At 65.3% G+C, this 15625-nt stretch carries 10 protein-coding genes and 3 pseudogenes; 1 reads left to right on the top strand and 12 read right to left on the bottom strand.

Translation table 11 applies throughout. From position 1 onward, the window contains the following. Nucleotides 1-47: 47 nt before the first annotated feature. The 9 genes and pseudogenes from CIT39_RS09690 to CIT39_RS09650 form a co-directional block, all read right to left on the bottom strand. Complete coding sequence (locus CIT39_RS09690; RefSeq protein WP_244607557.1) at nt 48-3035, bottom strand: bifunctional diguanylate cyclase/phosphodiesterase; 2988 nt, start codon at nt 3033-3035, stop codon at nt 48-50. A 208-nt stretch (nt 3036-3243) separates the two neighbouring features. Next, nucleotides 3244-3981, bottom strand: coding sequence for a ribulose-phosphate 3-epimerase (gene rpe, locus CIT39_RS09685; RefSeq protein WP_094975554.1), 738 nt, complete (start codon nt 3979-3981; stop codon nt 3244-3246). After that, nucleotides 3978-4910 (bottom strand): CbbX protein, encoded by a 933-nt coding sequence (gene cbbX, locus CIT39_RS09680; protein ID WP_094975555.1) that lies wholly within the window; start codon nt 4908-4910, stop codon nt 3978-3980. The genes rpe and cbbX overlap by 4 nt, the downstream gene beginning before the upstream one ends. A 99-nt stretch (nt 4911-5009) precedes the next feature. After that, nucleotides 5010-5417: a ribulose bisphosphate carboxylase small subunit gene (locus tag CIT39_RS09675; protein WP_094975556.1), complete on the bottom strand. Its 408-nt coding sequence runs from the start codon at nt 5415-5417 to the stop codon at nt 5010-5012. Nucleotides 5418-5428: 11 nt separating this feature from the next. Further along, on the bottom strand, nt 5429-6889 hold the full coding sequence (locus CIT39_RS09670; RefSeq protein ID WP_094975557.1) for a form I ribulose bisphosphate carboxylase large subunit: 1461 nt from the start codon (nt 6887-6889) through the stop codon (nt 5429-5431). A 38-nt stretch (nt 6890-6927) separates the two neighbouring features. Next, the gene (gene fba / locus CIT39_RS09665) at nt 6928-8013 is read right to left on the bottom strand and encodes a class II fructose-bisphosphate aldolase (protein ID WP_094975558.1); all 1086 of its coding nucleotides are present in this window, start codon (nt 8011-8013) and stop codon (nt 6928-6930) included. Nucleotides 8014-8039: 26 nt separating this feature from the next. Beyond that, nucleotides 8040-10056: pseudogene (gene tkt, locus CIT39_RS09660) on the bottom strand (transketolase). A 16-nt stretch (nt 10057-10072) separates the two neighbouring features. Beyond that, nucleotides 10073-10947, bottom strand: a pseudogene (locus CIT39_RS09655) (phosphoribulokinase). 12 nt (nt 10948-10959) lie between these two features. After that, nucleotides 10960-11997: a class 1 fructose-bisphosphatase gene (locus tag CIT39_RS09650; RefSeq protein WP_094975859.1), complete on the bottom strand. Its 1038-nt coding sequence runs from the start codon at nt 11995-11997 to the stop codon at nt 10960-10962. 116 nt (nt 11998-12113) lie between these two features. On the opposite strand from CIT39_RS09650, the pseudogene CIT39_RS09645 reads away from it, so the two are divergent. Then, nucleotides 12114-13090 (top strand): annotated as a pseudogene (locus CIT39_RS09645) (LysR family transcriptional regulator). 386 nt (nt 13091-13476) lie between these two features. Here the strand turns inward: CIT39_RS09645 and CIT39_RS09640 are convergent. From CIT39_RS09640 to CIT39_RS09630, 3 genes are all read right to left on the bottom strand, one after another. Next, nucleotides 13477-13686, bottom strand: coding sequence for a hypothetical protein (locus CIT39_RS09640; RefSeq protein ID WP_094975562.1), 210 nt, complete (start codon nt 13684-13686; stop codon nt 13477-13479). Between the two features lie 138 nt (nt 13687-13824). Beyond that, nucleotides 13825-14244: a DUF4118 domain-containing protein gene (locus CIT39_RS09635; protein WP_094975563.1), complete on the bottom strand. Its 420-nt coding sequence runs from the start codon at nt 14242-14244 to the stop codon at nt 13825-13827. A 159-nt stretch (nt 14245-14403) separates the two neighbouring features. Next, on the bottom strand, nt 14404-15597 hold the full coding sequence (locus tag CIT39_RS09630; protein ID WP_094975564.1) for an MFS transporter: 1194 nt from the start codon (nt 15595-15597) through the stop codon (nt 14404-14406). Between the last annotated feature and the right edge of the window lie 28 nt (nt 15598-15625).

Raw genomic sequence — 15625 nt, 5'->3', positions numbered from 1 at the left:
CCGGAGGCCCGGATCCGTCGGCTAGGCGTAGAGCCGGCGCTCCACGGTCACGCGACCAGGTCGAGATAGCGCTCGATCAGGTCGGGCCGGCCGACCAGATAGCCCTGCATCTCCTCGCAGGCCTCCCGCGCCAGGAAGGCACGCTGCGCTTCCGTCTCCACCCCCTCGGCGATGACCGGGATATTCAGGGCGTGCGCGAGGCTCAGGACCGCGCGGACGATCTCGGCCGATTGCGGCGTCGCGTCGAGATTGGAGATGAAGCTCCGATCGATCTTGATCTTGTCGAACGGGAACGACTGCAGATAGGACAGCGAGGAATAGCCGGTGCCGAAATCGTCCATCGCGATGCGGAGGCCGAGCGCTTTCAGCCGTCGCAGCAGATTGAGCGCGCGGGTGAAATCGCCGATCAGCACGCCCTCGGTGATCTCGACCTCGAGCCGCGTCGGCGTAAGCCCGGTCTCCAGCAGGATCTGGTGGATCGAACGTTCGAGATCACCGGCCTGGAACTGGACCGGCGAGAGATTGACGGCGAACTGCAGCGGGCGCGGCCAGGATGCCGCTTCGCGCAAGACCCATTCGCCGATCTCAACGATCAGCCCATTCTCCTCGGCCAGCGGAATGAACTGGTCCGGCGGCACGAAGCCGCGCGTCGGATGATTCCAACGCAGCAGGGCCTCGAAGCCGATGATCTCGCCGTCCACCCGCGCCTGCGGCTGGAAGTAGACCAGGAACTGGTTCAGCTCCAGCGCCTGCCGCAGATCGTGCTGCAACAGCCTGCGGTCTCGCAGCTCCTGGTCCATCTCGGGTTCGAAGACGCGGACGCGCCCACGGCCCTCACGCTTGGCGCGATAGAGCGCTGAATCGGCGTTGGCGAGCAAGGTGACGGCATTCACGCCGTCATCGGGATAAAACGCGATGCCGACGCTGAGGCCGACATGGGGGAGATAATCGTCGACCTCGAGCTCCTTGCCGATCGTCTCGACCAGCCGTTCGGCGAGCGCGAGGGCGTCATCGCGGCTGATATCGTCGGGCATCAGGATCATGAACTCGTCGCCGCCGATACGAGCGACGAAGGCGCCGTCGGCTTCCGCAGCAAGCCGGTCGGCCGCCGCCCGCATCAGCATGTCGCCGACCGGATGGCCGAACACGTCGTTGACCTCCTTGAAGCGGTCGAGATCGAGGCTGAGCACGGCAAAGCTGTTTGCCGCCTCCTGCGCCCGCTCCAACCGCTCGCCGAGTGCGGCGTTGAAGGCACTGCGGTTCGGCAGCTCGGTCAACGCGTCATGATGCGCAAGATGGCTGATCCGCGCCTCGTTCGTGATCCTCTCGGTGACGTCCTCGATCACGCCGACCAGATATTGCGGCGCGCCGCTGCCGTCCCTGACCAGCAGCTTGCGCGACTTGACCAGACGATCGTGGCCCTTCACGCCGACTTCGAGCAGATGCCCCTCCAGGAACATCGGCGTGCCGCTGTCGACGACGCGGCGATCCTGCTCGTTGACGACGCGGGCGATATGGTCCGGAAAGATCTGCTCCGGAGTCTTGCCCAGCATCGCCTCGCGCGGCATGCCGTAATACGCTTCGCCGGCGCGGTTGAGCAGGACGTAGCGGGAATCCTTCGCATCCTTGGCGAATACCGCGATCGGGATGTTCTCGATGATGCTGTCGAGGAATTCGCGCGCGCGCTGCAAATCCTGTTCGGCGCGTTTGTGCGTCTGTTCGAGTTCCTCGATCATCAGCTTGATCGCACGGTCGGTGCGGCGGCGATCTCGATCGCCCTCCTCGTAGGCCGCACTGACGAGCTCGCCGAGCCTGGTCAGGTCGACCTGTCCGGATTCATCCGTCGACTGGCGAATCTGTCTTGCGAGCAGCCGGTGCATGGTCAAGCTGCCGCCTCCGCGATGACGGTAACGGTCATGGTCTGGTTGTGCAGCCCGCAGCGGCCGGACGCCGCCGGTGGGGCGATCTCTCCGTAGGAGTAGAATCCGATCCGGACGAAATCCTCGCCGAGCTCGGCGGCAACGGCGTCCAGCTCGTCCTGCGTGCGCTGCCCCCATGACCCTGCGGCGACCGGTACAGCTCACCAGGATGGCAAGCTTGTCGCCGGCAACGCCCTCCGCGAGCGCGCTGCGCGCCTGCCTGCCGGCTTCGCCGGCACCGGCGGCGAGACTGTCGAAATTGGCCCGCATCAATTGCGCAGTGCATCCTTCCGGAATGTCGGCTGCGAACGTCAGGGTGCCGGCATTGCGATCCACTGCGAACACCGAGCGTACGATCTGCCGGTCCGGCTCGGCCTCGTCGTGAATGCGCAAAGGGAACGCCAGACCCGAACCCGGCATCGCCTCGGCTTCTTCCTCGCCGAGATAGCGCGTGTAGAGGTCCAGCGGCGGCTCGCCGTCGAGCTCCACGACCACGGATCCTTCCGACTTCGTCACTCTGCGGCGCGGGCCGAACACATCCCAGCCGCCGGCACAGCCATGCGCGAAACGGAACGAGGCGCCGTAGAATGCGATTGCGGCGACGCGGTTCGGCGACGGTTCGGCGTCGGCTCCGACGATCGTCTGTTCAAACCGGGTGCCGTCGCCGGCGAGCCCGCCAGTAACAGGCAAATCCGGTCCCAGAACCTCGGTGATTCCAGCAAGCAGTTCGCCGCCGTTCACCGCCAATCCGTCGGACAGGACAAACAGACCCGCCAGATCCGCCGCCTGCGCCTGGCGGGCAAGACGCGCGCCGCAAGCCCGCGACGCATCGCGGGTTTCGACGACCTCCTGCACCAGTCGAACTTGCGTATGAGTGAAGCGAAGAGCGACCGCGATGACTTCGTCATCGCAGATGTCGTCGCCATGGATTTGTCCGCCGGTGCTGCAACCGACGATATGGCTTTCGGGATAGAGACCGCGCAGCTCTCGATAACGTTCGCCGTCCGCCAATTGCTCACGGCTGCCGAAATAGAGCACGAGTTGGGGAGGCTCGCGCAGGGCATCCGCTCCGCGCCAGCCATGGGTCGCATTCCAGTGAATATATTGAATGTGCATCCCACGCTCTCTGCAGCTCTTGAACCACAGATTGTGGAGCGGCGCATTGCATCCCCGTTAATCGCGCGCGTGCTTCGGTACCGTTGGTTACCCCGTCATGAAGGGGATTGCCGAGTCGCGTTGGATTCTCCGTAGGAACCCGGAGAAAAATGCGACCGATGAGACGATCGACACCTCGGCCCAATCGCTTGGCAATGCCCTACGTAATTTACCGGATGCGCGCGCCTTCGCCGATGCGCATCGGCTGCACGGCATTATCTTGCCGCTTCGGAACTCGGCCCGTCTCGGCGGCGGTCCGAATGGCCGCGATATTTGCGGCATATTCGGCAACACTCTTGCCGCGAAACACCGCGGAACCCGCCACCAGTGTATCGGCGCCCGCGGCGGCCACGGCAGCGGCATTATCGCGCGTGACACCGCCGTCAACCTCGAGCCGGATCGGCCGGTCGCCGATCATGGCTTTGATCCGCTCGATCTTGGGGAGCTGGGATTCAAGGAAGGACTGGCCGCCAAATCCCGGATTGACCGTCATCACCAGTACGAGGTCGAGACGATCGAGTACATATTCGATCGCGCTCTCGGGCGTTGACGGGCACAGGCTGACACCGGCCTTCTTGCCGAGCGCGCGGATGGCCTGAAGCGAACGATCGAGATGGGCGCCGGCTTCGGCATGAACGGTGATGACGTCAGCCCCCGCCTTCGCGAACGCCTCAAGATAGGGATCGACAGGCGCGATCATGAGATGCACGTCGAAGATCTTTGTCGTCGACGGCCTGATCGCCTTGATGACATCGGCACCGAAGCTGATGTTTGGCACGAAATGTCCGTCCATGACGTCGCAATGGATCCAGTCGGCGCCGGCCGTGTCGATTGCCGCGATCTCCTCGCCGAGGCGCGCAAAATCCGCAGCCAGGATCGAGGGAGCGATGATGATCTCTCTGGTCATGGTTTTGCACTCCGCGCCTCGGTGCCGCCACTGAAGACACGGCTCGCAAGGACGTCCATGGGATCGACGGTTTCGAGATCGGCGACATCGAGCATGCGGTCGAGATCGGACACCAGCCGATCGGCTTGCCGCAGCCGGATGCGGTCGACGGCGTTGCGGATCGAGCGCGCGTTGGAGAAGAACGGCTGGGTCCGGCGCAGCGCGATATACTTCTCGAAGGCCTCGCGCGCCGCCGCCGAGAAGCGATAACCCCGCTCCTTCAGCATCAGCTCGGCGATAACGAGAAGCTCGTCTTCGGCATAGTCCGGAAAGTCGATGTGGTGGGCGATGCGGGAACGGAAGCCGGGGTTGGAGGCGAAGAAGCTCGTCATCCGCTCGCCATAGCCGGCGAGGATCACGACGAGGTCCTCGCGCTGGTTCTCCATCACCTGGAGCAGGATCTCGATGGCCTCCTGGCCGTAGTCGCGCTCGTTATCGGGGCGATGCAGATAGTAGGCCTCGTCGATGAACAGCACGCCGCCCATCGCCTTCTTCAGGATTTCCTTGGTCTTCGGTGCGGTGTGGCCGATATATTGCCCGACGAGATCGTCGCGCGTGACCGAGATCACCTGTCCGCGCCGCACGAAGCCGAGGCCATGCAGGATCTTGGCCAAGCGCAGCGCCACCGTGGTCTTGCCGGTGCCGGGATTGCCGGTGAACGACATGTGCAGCGTCGGCGGAGACGATGCCAGGCCCGCGCGCTGCCTGATGCGCTCGATCAGCAGCAGCGAGGCGATCTGGCGCACGCGGTTCTTCACTGGCCTCAATCCGATCAGCTCCTGCTCGAGCTGCTGCAGCGTGTCGGTGATCCCGGCCGCTTCGGCTTCCTTGCGGAGATCGAATTGGGTTTCGCCGGGCTCGGTCGTGGTTGCGTGGGGGACATCCAGCATGGCTACCCTCGAAGAAGAGAGCTTCGCCGCGGAGGAGCGGCGAAGCAGTGGTCCGCCAAGGATGCGGAGCAGGGAGAGCTCCGCGCGGAAGGGGATGGCTCAAGTCGACGCGTGCACGGTCGGCTTGCGCACAGTGGTGTAACGGATCGCACGGCCACCGACTTCCTGCCGCACCAGCTCGAACTCCGCCTCATGCGGCGGCCGGTTGACGATGAAGGAGATCCGCACCGACTCCCAGCCATGGCTGGAATCGAAGCCGCTGATGCGAATGTAACTGTTACCATACACCCTGCGGCACTCCGCGAGCTCCATCATGACGCCGGCGGCGTCCTGAAGGTCGAACATCGGCAGGCCCCACATCTCCCAATAGGTGTTGCGGGGATGAGGATCGTCGGTGAACTCGATATTCACCGCCCAGCCGTTTCCAAGGCAATACTGCACCTGCTTATAGATCTGGTCGTCGGTGAGATCGGGCAGGAACGAAAAGCAACCCTGAGTGAGTTTCATGCTGCGTCTCCTCAAACTGTTTCGAGCGCGGTCGGCACGAAGTCCGGCGTGTCGGTGGATTGATAATTGAACGTCACGTCCTTCCAGACCTCGAGCGCAGCCTTCAAGGGCGTGCAGGTCTCGGCCGCCCTGGCCAGGATCTCCGGACCTTCGTGGACGTAGTCGCGCCCTTCGTTACGGGCGAGGATCATCGCTTCCAGCGCCACGCGGTTGGCGATCGCGCCGGCCGCAATCCCCATGGGATGGCCGATGGTGCCGCCGCCGAACTGCAGCACGACGTCTTCGCCGAGCAGATCGAGCAGCTGGTGCATCTGGCCGGCATGGATGCCGCCGGAGGCGACCGGCATCATCTTGTTCAGGCTCGCCCAGGACTGATCGAAGAACAGGCCGTGCTCGAGCTTGGTCGGGTTGAAATCCTCGCGGCAGACGTCGTAATAGCCGCGCGTGGTGTTGGGATCGCCTTCGAGCTTGCCGACCACCGTGCCGGCATGGATGTGGTCGACACCCGCGAGCCGCATCCACTTGGCGATGACGCGGAACGACACGCCGTGGCTCTTCTGCCGCGTATAGGTCGAGTGACCGGCGCGATGCAGATGCAGGATCATGTCGTTGCGCCGCGCCCATTTGGCCATCGACTGGATCGCGGTGTAGCCGATCACGAGGTCGATCATCACGATGCAGGACCCGAGCTCCTTGGCGAACTCGGCACGCTCGTACATATCCTCCATCGTGCCTGCGGTGATGTTCAGGTACGTGCCTTTCGCCTCACCCGAGGCCGCCTGCGCGCGGTTCACCGCCTCCATGCAGTAGAGGAAGCGATCGCGCCAGTGCATGAAGGGCTGCGAGTTGATGTTCTCGTCGTCCTTGGTGAAGTCGAGTCCGCCCTTCAGCGCCTCGTAGACCACGCGGCCGTAGTTGCGCCCCGACAGCCCGAGCTTCGGCTTCACCGTCGCGCCGAGCAACGGCCGGCCGAACTTGTCCAGCCGCTCGCGCTCGACCACGATGCCGGTCGCGGGCCCCTGGAACGTCTTCACATAGGCGACCGGGAAGCGCATGTCCTCCAGGCGAAGGGCCTTGAGCGGCTTGAAGCCGAACACGTTGCCGATGATCGAAGCCGAGAGGTTTGCAATCGAGCCCGGCTCGAACAGGTCGAGGTCATAGGCGATGTAGGCGAAATACGAGCCCGGCGTGCCCGGCACCGGATCGACGCGGTAGCATTTCGCGCGATATTTCTCCGCGGCCGTGAGGCGATCGGTCCACACCACGGTCCAGGTCGCGGTCGAGGATTCTCCGGCCACCGCAGCAGAGGCCTCGATCGGATCGACGCCTTCCTGGGGCGTCACGCGAAACAGCGCGATGACGTCGGTGTCCTTTGGCACGTAGTCGGGCTCCCAATAACCCATGCGCGCGTATTCCATCACACCCGAGCGATAGCGCTCTTTGCCGCGGACCGTGCCTGCATGTGCGTTCATGTCTCTCTCCTGCTGTCTTTTCTGCTCTTTCCGATTGATCAGGCCGCGACCGGTTCGCGGGCGTCGACGCGTGGATCGAGCTCGCCGGCGCGGTAACGCCGCGCCATCTCGCCCAAGGGAATGACCTTGATCTTGCTGGCGTGGCCCGCCGTGCCGAACTGCTCGAACCGGTCGCGGCAGAGCTCACGCATCGCGTCCATTGCGGGCTTCAGGAACTTGCGCGGGTCGAACTCGGAACGCGTTTGCGCGGCGACCTTGCGGAACACCGCCGTCATTGCGAGGCGGCAGTCGGTGTCGATATTGACTTTGCGCACGCCGCTCTTGATGCCGCGAACGATCTCCTCGATCGGCACGCCCCAGGTCTGGGGCATCTCGCCGCCGAACTGATTGAACATGTCCTGGAGAGGCTGCGGCACCGACGAGGAGCCGTGCATCACCAGATGCGTGTTCGGCAGCCGGCGGTGGATCTCCTCGACCACCCGCATCGCCAGGATGTCGCCATCCGGTTTGCGGCTGAACTTGTAGGCGCCGTGCGAGGTGCCCATGGCGATGGCGAGCGCATCGACCTTGGTGGCACGGACGAAGTCGACCGCCTGATCAGGGTCGGTCAGGAGCTGGTCGTGGCTGACCTTGCCCTCGACACCGTGACCATCCTCCTGCTCGCCGCCGCCATGTTCCAGCGAGCCGAGCACGCCGAGTTCGCCTTCGACGGAGGCGCCGACCCAGTGGGCGAGATCGACGACGCGGCGGGTGATCGCGACGTTGTAGTCATAGTCGGCTGCCGTCTTGGCATCGGCCTTGAGCGAGCCGTCCATCATGACGGACGTGAAGCCATGGGCGATGGCGGAGGCGCAGGTCGCCTCGTCGTTGCCGTGGTCCTGATGCATGCAGAGCGGAATGTCCGGATAGGTCCGCTCCAGCGCGTCGATCATGTGCGAGAGCATTAGGTCCCCGGCATAGCTGCGCGCGCCACGCGAGGCCTGGATGATGACGGGCGCATCGACCTCGGCCGCCGCCTGCATGATCGCGATGCCCTGCTCCATGTTGTTGATGTTGAACGCCGGCACCGCGTAGCCGTGGCCGGCTGCGTGGTCGAGCAGTTGCCTGAGGGTGATACGTGCCACGAGTGGTCCTCCTTATTGTCGTGTGCTTATTGCCTCTTGCGGGCGATTGCCCGGCGGGCGGCTTCCGCAATGCTTTGCGATGTGATGCCGAATTCGCGGTACAGCACGGGTGCCGGCGCCGAGGCGCCGAAGCCGCGCATGCCGACGAACTCGCCGTCGGCGCCGATCCAGCGCGACCAGTCGCCCTGTACGGCCGCCTCGATCCCGACGCGCGGCGCGGTGCCGAGCACGGTGGCGCGGTATTCGTCCGGCTGTTCCTCGAACAGGGCGAAGCAAGGCGCGGACACGACGGCCGCGCGGATGTGCTCGGTCGCGAGCAAACGAGCGGCTTCCAATGCAATCGACACCTCCGAGCCGGTTGCGATCAGCGTCACGTCGCGGCCGCCGTCCGGCGAGACGACGAGATAGGCGCCGCGAGAGACACGGTTTTTGCCGCGCGCATCGCTGCGGAAGGTCGGCAACGCCTGACGCGAGAGGCACAGCACAGAGGGGCGGTCTTCGGAATTGAGCGCGCAGTCCCAGGCCTCCAGCGTCTCCACCGCGTCGGCGGGGCGGAACACCAGGAGGTTCGGGATCACCCGCAGCGCCGCCAGATGCTCGACCGGCTGGTGCGTCGGGCCGTCCTCACCGAGGCCGATGGAATCGTGGTCATCACATGGATGACGCGCAGCCGCATCAGGGCCGCAAGGCGGATCGCCGGCCGGCTGTAGTCGGAGAAGGCCAGGAAGGTGCCGCCATAGGGGATGAAGCCGCCATGAAGTGCGAGGCCGTTCATCGCGGCGGCCATGCCGTGCTCGCGAATGCCATAGTGGATGTAGTCGCCGGCGAACGCCCCGCGCTTGACGGAGACTTGCACCTTGGCGTGCGTGAGGTTCGAATGCGTCAGGTCCGCGGAGCCGCCGACCAGGCCGGCAATCGTCCCGGCGATGCCGTCGAGCACCTGTTGCGAGGCCTGCCGGGTCGCGAGCTTCGGACGCTCGGACGCAAAGCGTTCGCGCAATTTAGCCGCGGCCAGCGCATAGGCGGCGGGCAGGGCAACCGCCTTGCCTTCGACGAACATGTCGCGCTGCTCGGGCGTCGCTCCTTCATAGCGATCGAGCCAGGCGAGCCGATCGACCTGCCCGCGTTGCCCGATCATCCGCCATGCCTTGAGGATCGGTATCGGCACCACGAAGGGCTGATAGTCCCAGCCGAGAGCCCGGCGCGCGGCCGCTGTCTGCTCGGTCCCGAGCGGTGCACCGTGCGCCTTCTCGGTGCCCTGTCTATCAGGCGCGCCGTAGCCGATGATGGTGCGACAGGCGATCAGCGACGGCTTTGCGGTCTCGCGCTCCTCTGCGATCGCCTTTGCGATCGCTTCGGGATCGTGTCCGTCGATGCTGCGCACCGACCAGCCGGAGGCGGCGAAGCGCGCGAGCTGGTCGTCGGAGGTTGCCAGCGAGGTTGGCCCGTCGATCGAGATGCCGTTGTCATCGAACAGCACGATCAGACGACCGAGCTGAAGATGACCGGCAAGCGAGATCGCCTCCTGGCTGAGGCCCTCCATCAGGCAGCCATCGCCGGCGATCACGTAGGTGAAGTGATCGACAAGGCCGTCGCCATGACGCGCATTGGCCATCCGCTCGGCCAGCGCCATGCCGACCGCGGTCGCGATGCCCTGCCCCAGCGGCCCCGTCGTGGTCTCGACGCCCGGCGTATGGCCGTATTCAGGGTGGCCCGGCGTCTTCGAGCCCATTGCCTGAAGGCCTTGATGTCGTCGAGGCTGACATCGCCGCCGGTCAGATGCAGCAGCGCATAGAGCAGCATCGAGCCGTGGCCCGCCGACAGCACGAAGCGGTCGCGATCCGGCCAGTTGGGATGCGCCGAGTCGAACTTCAGGAAGCGCGAGAACAGCACGGTGGCGACATCGGCCATGCCCATGGGCAGGCCGGGATGGCCCGACTGCGAGGTCTCGATGGCGTCGACCGCAAGGAAGCGGACGGCGTTGGCGAGATCGTTGTGGCTGACCGCGTAGAGGTCGGCTTCGGCGTGGACGGAGATGTTCATCGGATTCTCCCCTCGTTCACTTTAGATTTCGCTTGCGCTCGATCAGCTGCATGATCAGCGGCGTCAGGATCAGCTGCATCGCGAGGTCGAGCTTTGCGCCCGGACACACGATCGAGTTCGCGCGCGACATCCAGCTTTGCGGCAGCATCGAGAGCAGATAGGGGAAGTCGATGCCGCGCGGGTTCTTGAAGCGGATCACGACCATCGATTCGTCCGGCGTCGGGATCCAGCGCGCGACGAACGGATTGGAGGTGTCGACCGTCGGCACGCGCTGGAAGTTGATGTCGGTCTCGGAAAATTGCGGGCAGATGTAGTGGATGTAGTCGGGCATCCGCCGCAGGACGGTGTCGGTGACCGCCTCGGTCGAATAGCCGCGCGCGCTGCGATCGCGGTGCAGCTTCTGGATCCATTCGAGATTGATGACCGGAACGACGCCGATCTTCAGGTCGGCATAACGGGCGACATTGACCTTGTCGGTGACAACGGCGCCGTGCAGGCCCTCGTAGAACAGCAGGTCCGAATTCTCAGGCAGCTTCTTCCAATCGGTGAAGGTACCAGGCGCCGTGCCATGCAGCGCGGACTCCTCGGCGTCATGCACGTAGTGCCGTGTCGTCGCGGTGCCGGTCTCGCCATAGTCGCGGAACGCGCGCTCCAGCTCCTCGAACAAATTGGTCTCGGGACTGAAATGGCTGAAATGCTTGTTGCCGCGATCGGCCTCCTTGGCCATCTGCGCGCGCATCTCGGCGCGATCGTAGCGGTGGAACGCGTCACCCTCGATGTAGGCCGCGTTGACCTTTTCGCGAAGAATATCTGCTCGAAGGTCTTCTTGACCGAGGTGGTGCCCGCGCCGGAGGAGCCGGTGATGGAGATGATGGGATGCTTCCTGGACATCGGACGCCCTCCTCACAGCCTGAAGAATCCGCGCCGCGCGAACAACGGCGCTGAGACGCTGGCAACCAGCAGCGAATCGCAGTGCAGCTCCTCGACCCGGCGCACCTCGTTGCTCGAACCCATGATCAGCGGCACGCGCTGGTGCAGGTTCTGCGCCGAGAGGTCGAGGATGCGCTCGCGTCCTGTCGTGGCGGAGCCGCCGGCCTGCTCGATGATCATGGCCATCGGATGCGCTTCGTAAGTCAGGCGCAGGCGGCCGTCGCCGTAGCCGGGGCGCGCGTCCGAGGGATAGAGGAAGATGCCGCCGCGGGTGAGGATGCGATAGGCCTCGGCGACCAGCGAGCCGACCCAGCGCATGTTGAAATCGTGGTTGGCGGGCCCTTCGACGCCGGCGAGGCACTCGTCGACGAAGGCGCGCACAGGCGGATCCCAGTGCCGGCGGTTCGATGCGTTGATCGCGAACTCCTCGCAGCCCTCGGCGATCTGCGCGCCGCTGCGCGCGAGGCGGAAGCAGCCGGCCTTGCGATCGAGCGTGAAGATGTCGACGCCCTCCCCGAGCGTCAGCACCAGGGAGGTCTGCGGGCCGTAGGTGACGAAGCCCGCCGCAAGCTGCGCGGTGCCGGGCTGATGGAAGGCGAGCGCGAGATCATCGGGCGCGGGCAGGATCGAGAAGATCGTGCCGACCGTCATGTTGATGTCGATGTTGGAGGAGCCGTCGAGCGGATCGATCGCGATGCAGATGCGGCCCTCGCGGTCGCAGATCTGGGCCTCACGCATCTCTTCCGAGGCGAGCGCTGCGATCGGCAGCTTGTTGAGGCAGCGGCGCAGGATCGCATCCGCCTGCACGTCGAGATCGCGCTGGACGTCGCCGTCGCTGTTGCGGCCGGTGGTCAGGCCGGAGGCGTCCGCGAGATCGCCGGTGGCGATCAGGTCGGCGATCCCGATCGCCGCTGTCGCGATGGCATCGACCGCAGCCGCGACGGTCAGCGCGTGAGGCGCGGTCTCGGAATACCGTTGAAGGTGGTCGTCCAGCCTGAGTTGCCCGGTCATCTCCATCCCCTTTGCCGTCGCCGTATCCAGTTCCCTCCCCTCTGGAGGTCGGTACGGTCAGTCCCAGCATCAGGAGATTGACAGGGGCAGCTTAATAAGGAAAATTTCTAATCATAATGAGCGTCAAAGAATTTTCTTATAATGGCCCCGGCCACGCGACCGCCCAGCTCCGGCACCTGACGATCCGGCAGCTGCGTTCGCTTGCGGCGCTCTCGGCCAAGGGTAGCGTGACGGCGGCGTCCGGCCATCTCGGGCTGACCCAGCCGGCCGTGACCCAGCAGCTGCGGCAGCTTCAGGACCTCGCCGGCCTGCCGCTGGTGCAGCGGACCGGCGACGGCATGCTGCTGACGGAGGCCGGCAAGGAGGTGCTGACGCTGGCCGAACGGTCGAGGCCGCCATCATGGACTGCCAGGGCGCGCTCGACCTGCTCGCGGGGCGGACCGGCGGCAGCGTGCATCTCGGCGCGGTCTCGACCGCGAAATATTTCGTGCCGCATGCGATCGCGGCATTCTCCAAGCGGTACCCCAAGATCGAGATCAAGCTCACCATCGGCAATCGCGAGGAGATCCGCGAGGCCATGCACGGCTACGACCTCGATTTCGCGGTGATGGGTCGGCCACCGGCCGACGTCACCGTCGACGTCCGCCAGCTCGGGCGCAATCCGCACATCATCGTCGCGCGCAAGGGGCACTGGCTGGAGAAGGATTCCGGCCTCAACCTGACCGACCTCGTGCACGAGACCTTCCTCACCCGTGAGCCCGGCTCGGGCACGCGGACGCTGATGGAGGGCATGTTCCAGAAGTCCGACCTCGAGCCGATCGTCGGCATGGAGATGAGCAGCAACGAGACCATCAAGCAGGCCGTGATCGCCGGCCTCGGCATCGCCTTCATCTCGGCCCACACGGTCGCGCACGAGCTCGCCGAGGGCCGGCTGGTCGTGCTCGACGTCGCCGGCCTGCCGATCGTGCGGCAATGGTACGTGATCCGACGCAGCGACAAGGTGCTGCTGCCGCCGGCGCAGGCGATGTTCGATTTTCTCGGCTCGGAAGGGTCGAACTATCTGCCCGACGTACCCGAATTCGGCACGCGATAACCGGACGGCATTCAGCTCATCAGCTTCATGGCGACGGTCGCCGCCAGAATCACGATGATCTGGAGCAGACGCTCGGTCGTGAAGATACGGTTGAACGTGGTCATCGCTTGCCCCGGCCGACGCGAAGGAGATTTCGATCGGCCCGTTGCTAGCACAGGCGGACAGTGAGACAACTCCGTAATTGCCACGGGTCTTGCGCAATTGCGTCAGCGCGACGCCGTCGCTGGGCTCACCAGCCCGCGAGCTATCACGATTTTCAGGCGAAGGTGGCGGCGAAGTCTGAAGGACGAGATCATCGCCCAGCTGCCGGAGGTTCGCGCCTGGGGCGGACAATTCGCGGTGCCCGCACCCGATCTCACGATCATATCGTGAGCGATGGTTAACGATCAGGCTGCGAGCGGAGCGGCGTAGTCCATGCGCGTCGCGAAATAGGCTTCGAGCTCCAGCAGCGCCCGCGCCTCCCAATCGCTCGCCTGCTCGAGCAGCGACCAGCTCTGGCCCGGGCGGAATGCGGCGGTCTGCCGATAGAGCGATGCGATGCCGCGGTAACGGCGCACGTTCTCCAAAATGGCCTGACCGCTGATTTGGCCGTTCATGTCAGAAAACTCCCTCGTCATTCCCAGGGGAGAAATTGCGGCCAAATCTTTTTCGAAAAGTTAGCGGCGCGCGGCGAGTTCGCGGATGGTTGCCGGACTGTTGCGCGCAGGCAACGCGCACGGTCGTGAGTGGACCATTTATTGCGGATTCGTTGCCGCGCCGTCTCCCGGAGGCTTCCGCCCGCCGCTCGTGGTGATCCGCATCGTCTCGCGGCAGAGATCGGCGAGGCCGATCAGGAACACGGCCAGCAGGAAGAACAGATTGATGGAATCCGCGTTCGCGCTGGAGAGCGCGCTGAACTTGAAGAACGGCGGCATGAACGCCCACCACACCACCGGAATGGTGAGCAGCGCGGTGAACGCCGCCGCGGGTGCGCCCGCGACAAATCCGACCACGAAGATGCTGGGCAGGAACGCCGCGAAATAGAGCTTTGCGCCGAACGCGACACAGATGCCCTGAAGCGCGGCAGATATTGCGACAACCACGAATCCGAACAGGAACGCCTGCCACGACCATGGCCGTACCCGCGGTACGCCAGACAAACCCGCACGCCTCATCAGCCTCCCCCGCCGCCCGTTGACCGGGCCCAATTGAGACCAAAGTACTACAGCCGCAGGCAAACCGCGAGATCAAAATTGCGGCGCCGCAGCCATCGAGGGGCCCCGTCCCCGGGGCCTGGTAAACGGCCGCATCGCACCATCGGGCCCGGCCGGCGGCTATTCGGTCGCCGCATAGAGCAGGCCCGCGACGGGCAAAGCGAGGCCGATGGCCGATGCGAGCGTCCAGCCGCCTTGCGCGAAAGCCCAGGCGCCGACCGCGGAGCCGGCCGCGCCGGCGGTGAAGAACGTCGCCATGTAGAGGCCGTTGAGACGGCTGCGGTGCTCGTGCCCGAGCGCGAAGATGGCGCGGAAGCCGAGCACGACATTGCCCTGGACACCGACATCGATGGCGATCGCCGCCACGACCAGACAGACTAGGTTCAGCATCGAGCCGGACGCGCCGAGATAGGTCACGAGGAAGCCCACGGCCGCGAGCAGCATCGCGACCAGCGTCGCGACGCGGCTATGGCCGCGATCGGCGAGCCGTCCGGCGATGGGCGCTGCGAACACGCCGGCCACACCGGCCAGCGCGAACAGCGCGATGCCGCGCTGGGTGAAGCCGAATGCGTCCGCGAGCTGGAGCGGCGCCACCGTCCAGAACAGGGTGAAGCAGCCGAACAGACTGGCCTGGTACAGCGCCCGGCGCCGCAGCAGCGGCGTGGCCCGCACCAGATGCGGCATCGACAGCAGCAGCTCGCCGTAATGCATCCGCGTCACCGGCTTGCGGTTCGGCAGCGTCATCCAGAGCACCGCCGTCAGCACGATCATCAGCGCGGCGGAGGCGAAGAACACCGCGTGCCACGACAGCGCCGCCGTGACGAAGCTCGACACCGGACGCGCCAGCATGATGCCGAGCATCAAGCCGGTCGAGACGTTGCCGACGACGCGGCCGCGGATGGCTTCCGGCGCCAGATGCGCGGCATAGGGAATGATGATCTGCACCGCGACCGAACCGATGCCGATGAACAGCGCGGCGACTAGGAACGGCAACGCATGAGTGGCGAACGCGGCGGCGAGCAGCGCCGCCGCGCCGAGCGTGATGACGGAGCAGATCAGGATACGGTTCTCGACGAGATCGCCGAGCGGCACGATCAGCAGCAGCCCGGTGCCGTAGCCGATCTGCGTCATGGTGACGATCAGCCCGGCGGCCGCATGCGACAGGCCGAGCGCGGCGCTGATCGGGGCGATCAGCGGCTGCGCGTAGTAGATATTGGCCGCGATCATGCCACAGGCCGCGGCGAGCACGAAGGTCAGGCGCCGCGACACCGCATCCGGCCCGGGCACGGTCTCGATCGTGGCATTCATCGTCATGACGCATAGTCTCCGAGAGATCGGGAAC

Source organism: Bradyrhizobium symbiodeficiens, from assembly GCF_002266465.3.
Taxonomy (GTDB): domain Bacteria; phylum Pseudomonadota; class Alphaproteobacteria; order Rhizobiales; family Xanthobacteraceae; genus Bradyrhizobium; species Bradyrhizobium symbiodeficiens.
The sequence above is the reverse complement of the archived record's forward strand: the minus strand, read 5'-3'. Positions and strand labels throughout refer to the sequence as shown.

What these genes read in the sequence shown, in the direction of transcription:
- CIT39_RS09670 (WP_094975557.1), bottom strand. Translation starts at nt 6,889, where the DNA reads ATGAACGCACATGCAGGCACGGTCCGCGGCAAAGAGCGCTATCGCTCG.
- CIT39_RS09675 (WP_094975556.1), bottom strand. Translation starts at nt 5,417, where the DNA reads ATGAAACTCACTCAGGGTTGCTTTTCGTTCCTGCCCGATCTCACCGAC.
- CIT39_RS09635 (WP_094975563.1), bottom strand. Translation starts at nt 14,244, where the DNA reads ATGAGGCGTGCGGGTTTGTCTGGCGTACCGCGGGTACGGCCATGGTCG.
- CIT39_RS09640 (WP_094975562.1), bottom strand. Translation starts at nt 13,686, where the DNA reads ATGAACGGCCAAATCAGCGGTCAGGCCATTTTGGAGAACGTGCGCCGT.
- cbbX (WP_094975555.1), bottom strand. Translation starts at nt 4,910, where the DNA reads ATGCTGGATGTCCCCCACGCAACCACGACCGAGCCCGGCGAAACCCAA.
- CIT39_RS09650 (WP_094975859.1), bottom strand. Translation starts at nt 11,997, where the DNA reads ATGACCGGGCAACTCAGGCTGGACGACCACCTTCAACGGTATTCCGAG.
- CIT39_RS09630 (WP_094975564.1), bottom strand. Translation starts at nt 15,597, where the DNA reads ATGACGATGAATGCCACGATCGAGACCGTGCCCGGGCCGGATGCGGTG.
- CIT39_RS09690 (WP_244607557.1), bottom strand. Translation starts at nt 3,035, where the DNA reads ATGCACATTCAATATATTCACTGGAATGCGACCCATGGCTGGCGCGGA.
- rpe (WP_094975554.1), bottom strand. Translation starts at nt 3,981, where the DNA reads ATGACCAGAGAGATCATCATCGCTCCCTCGATCCTGGCTGCGGATTTT.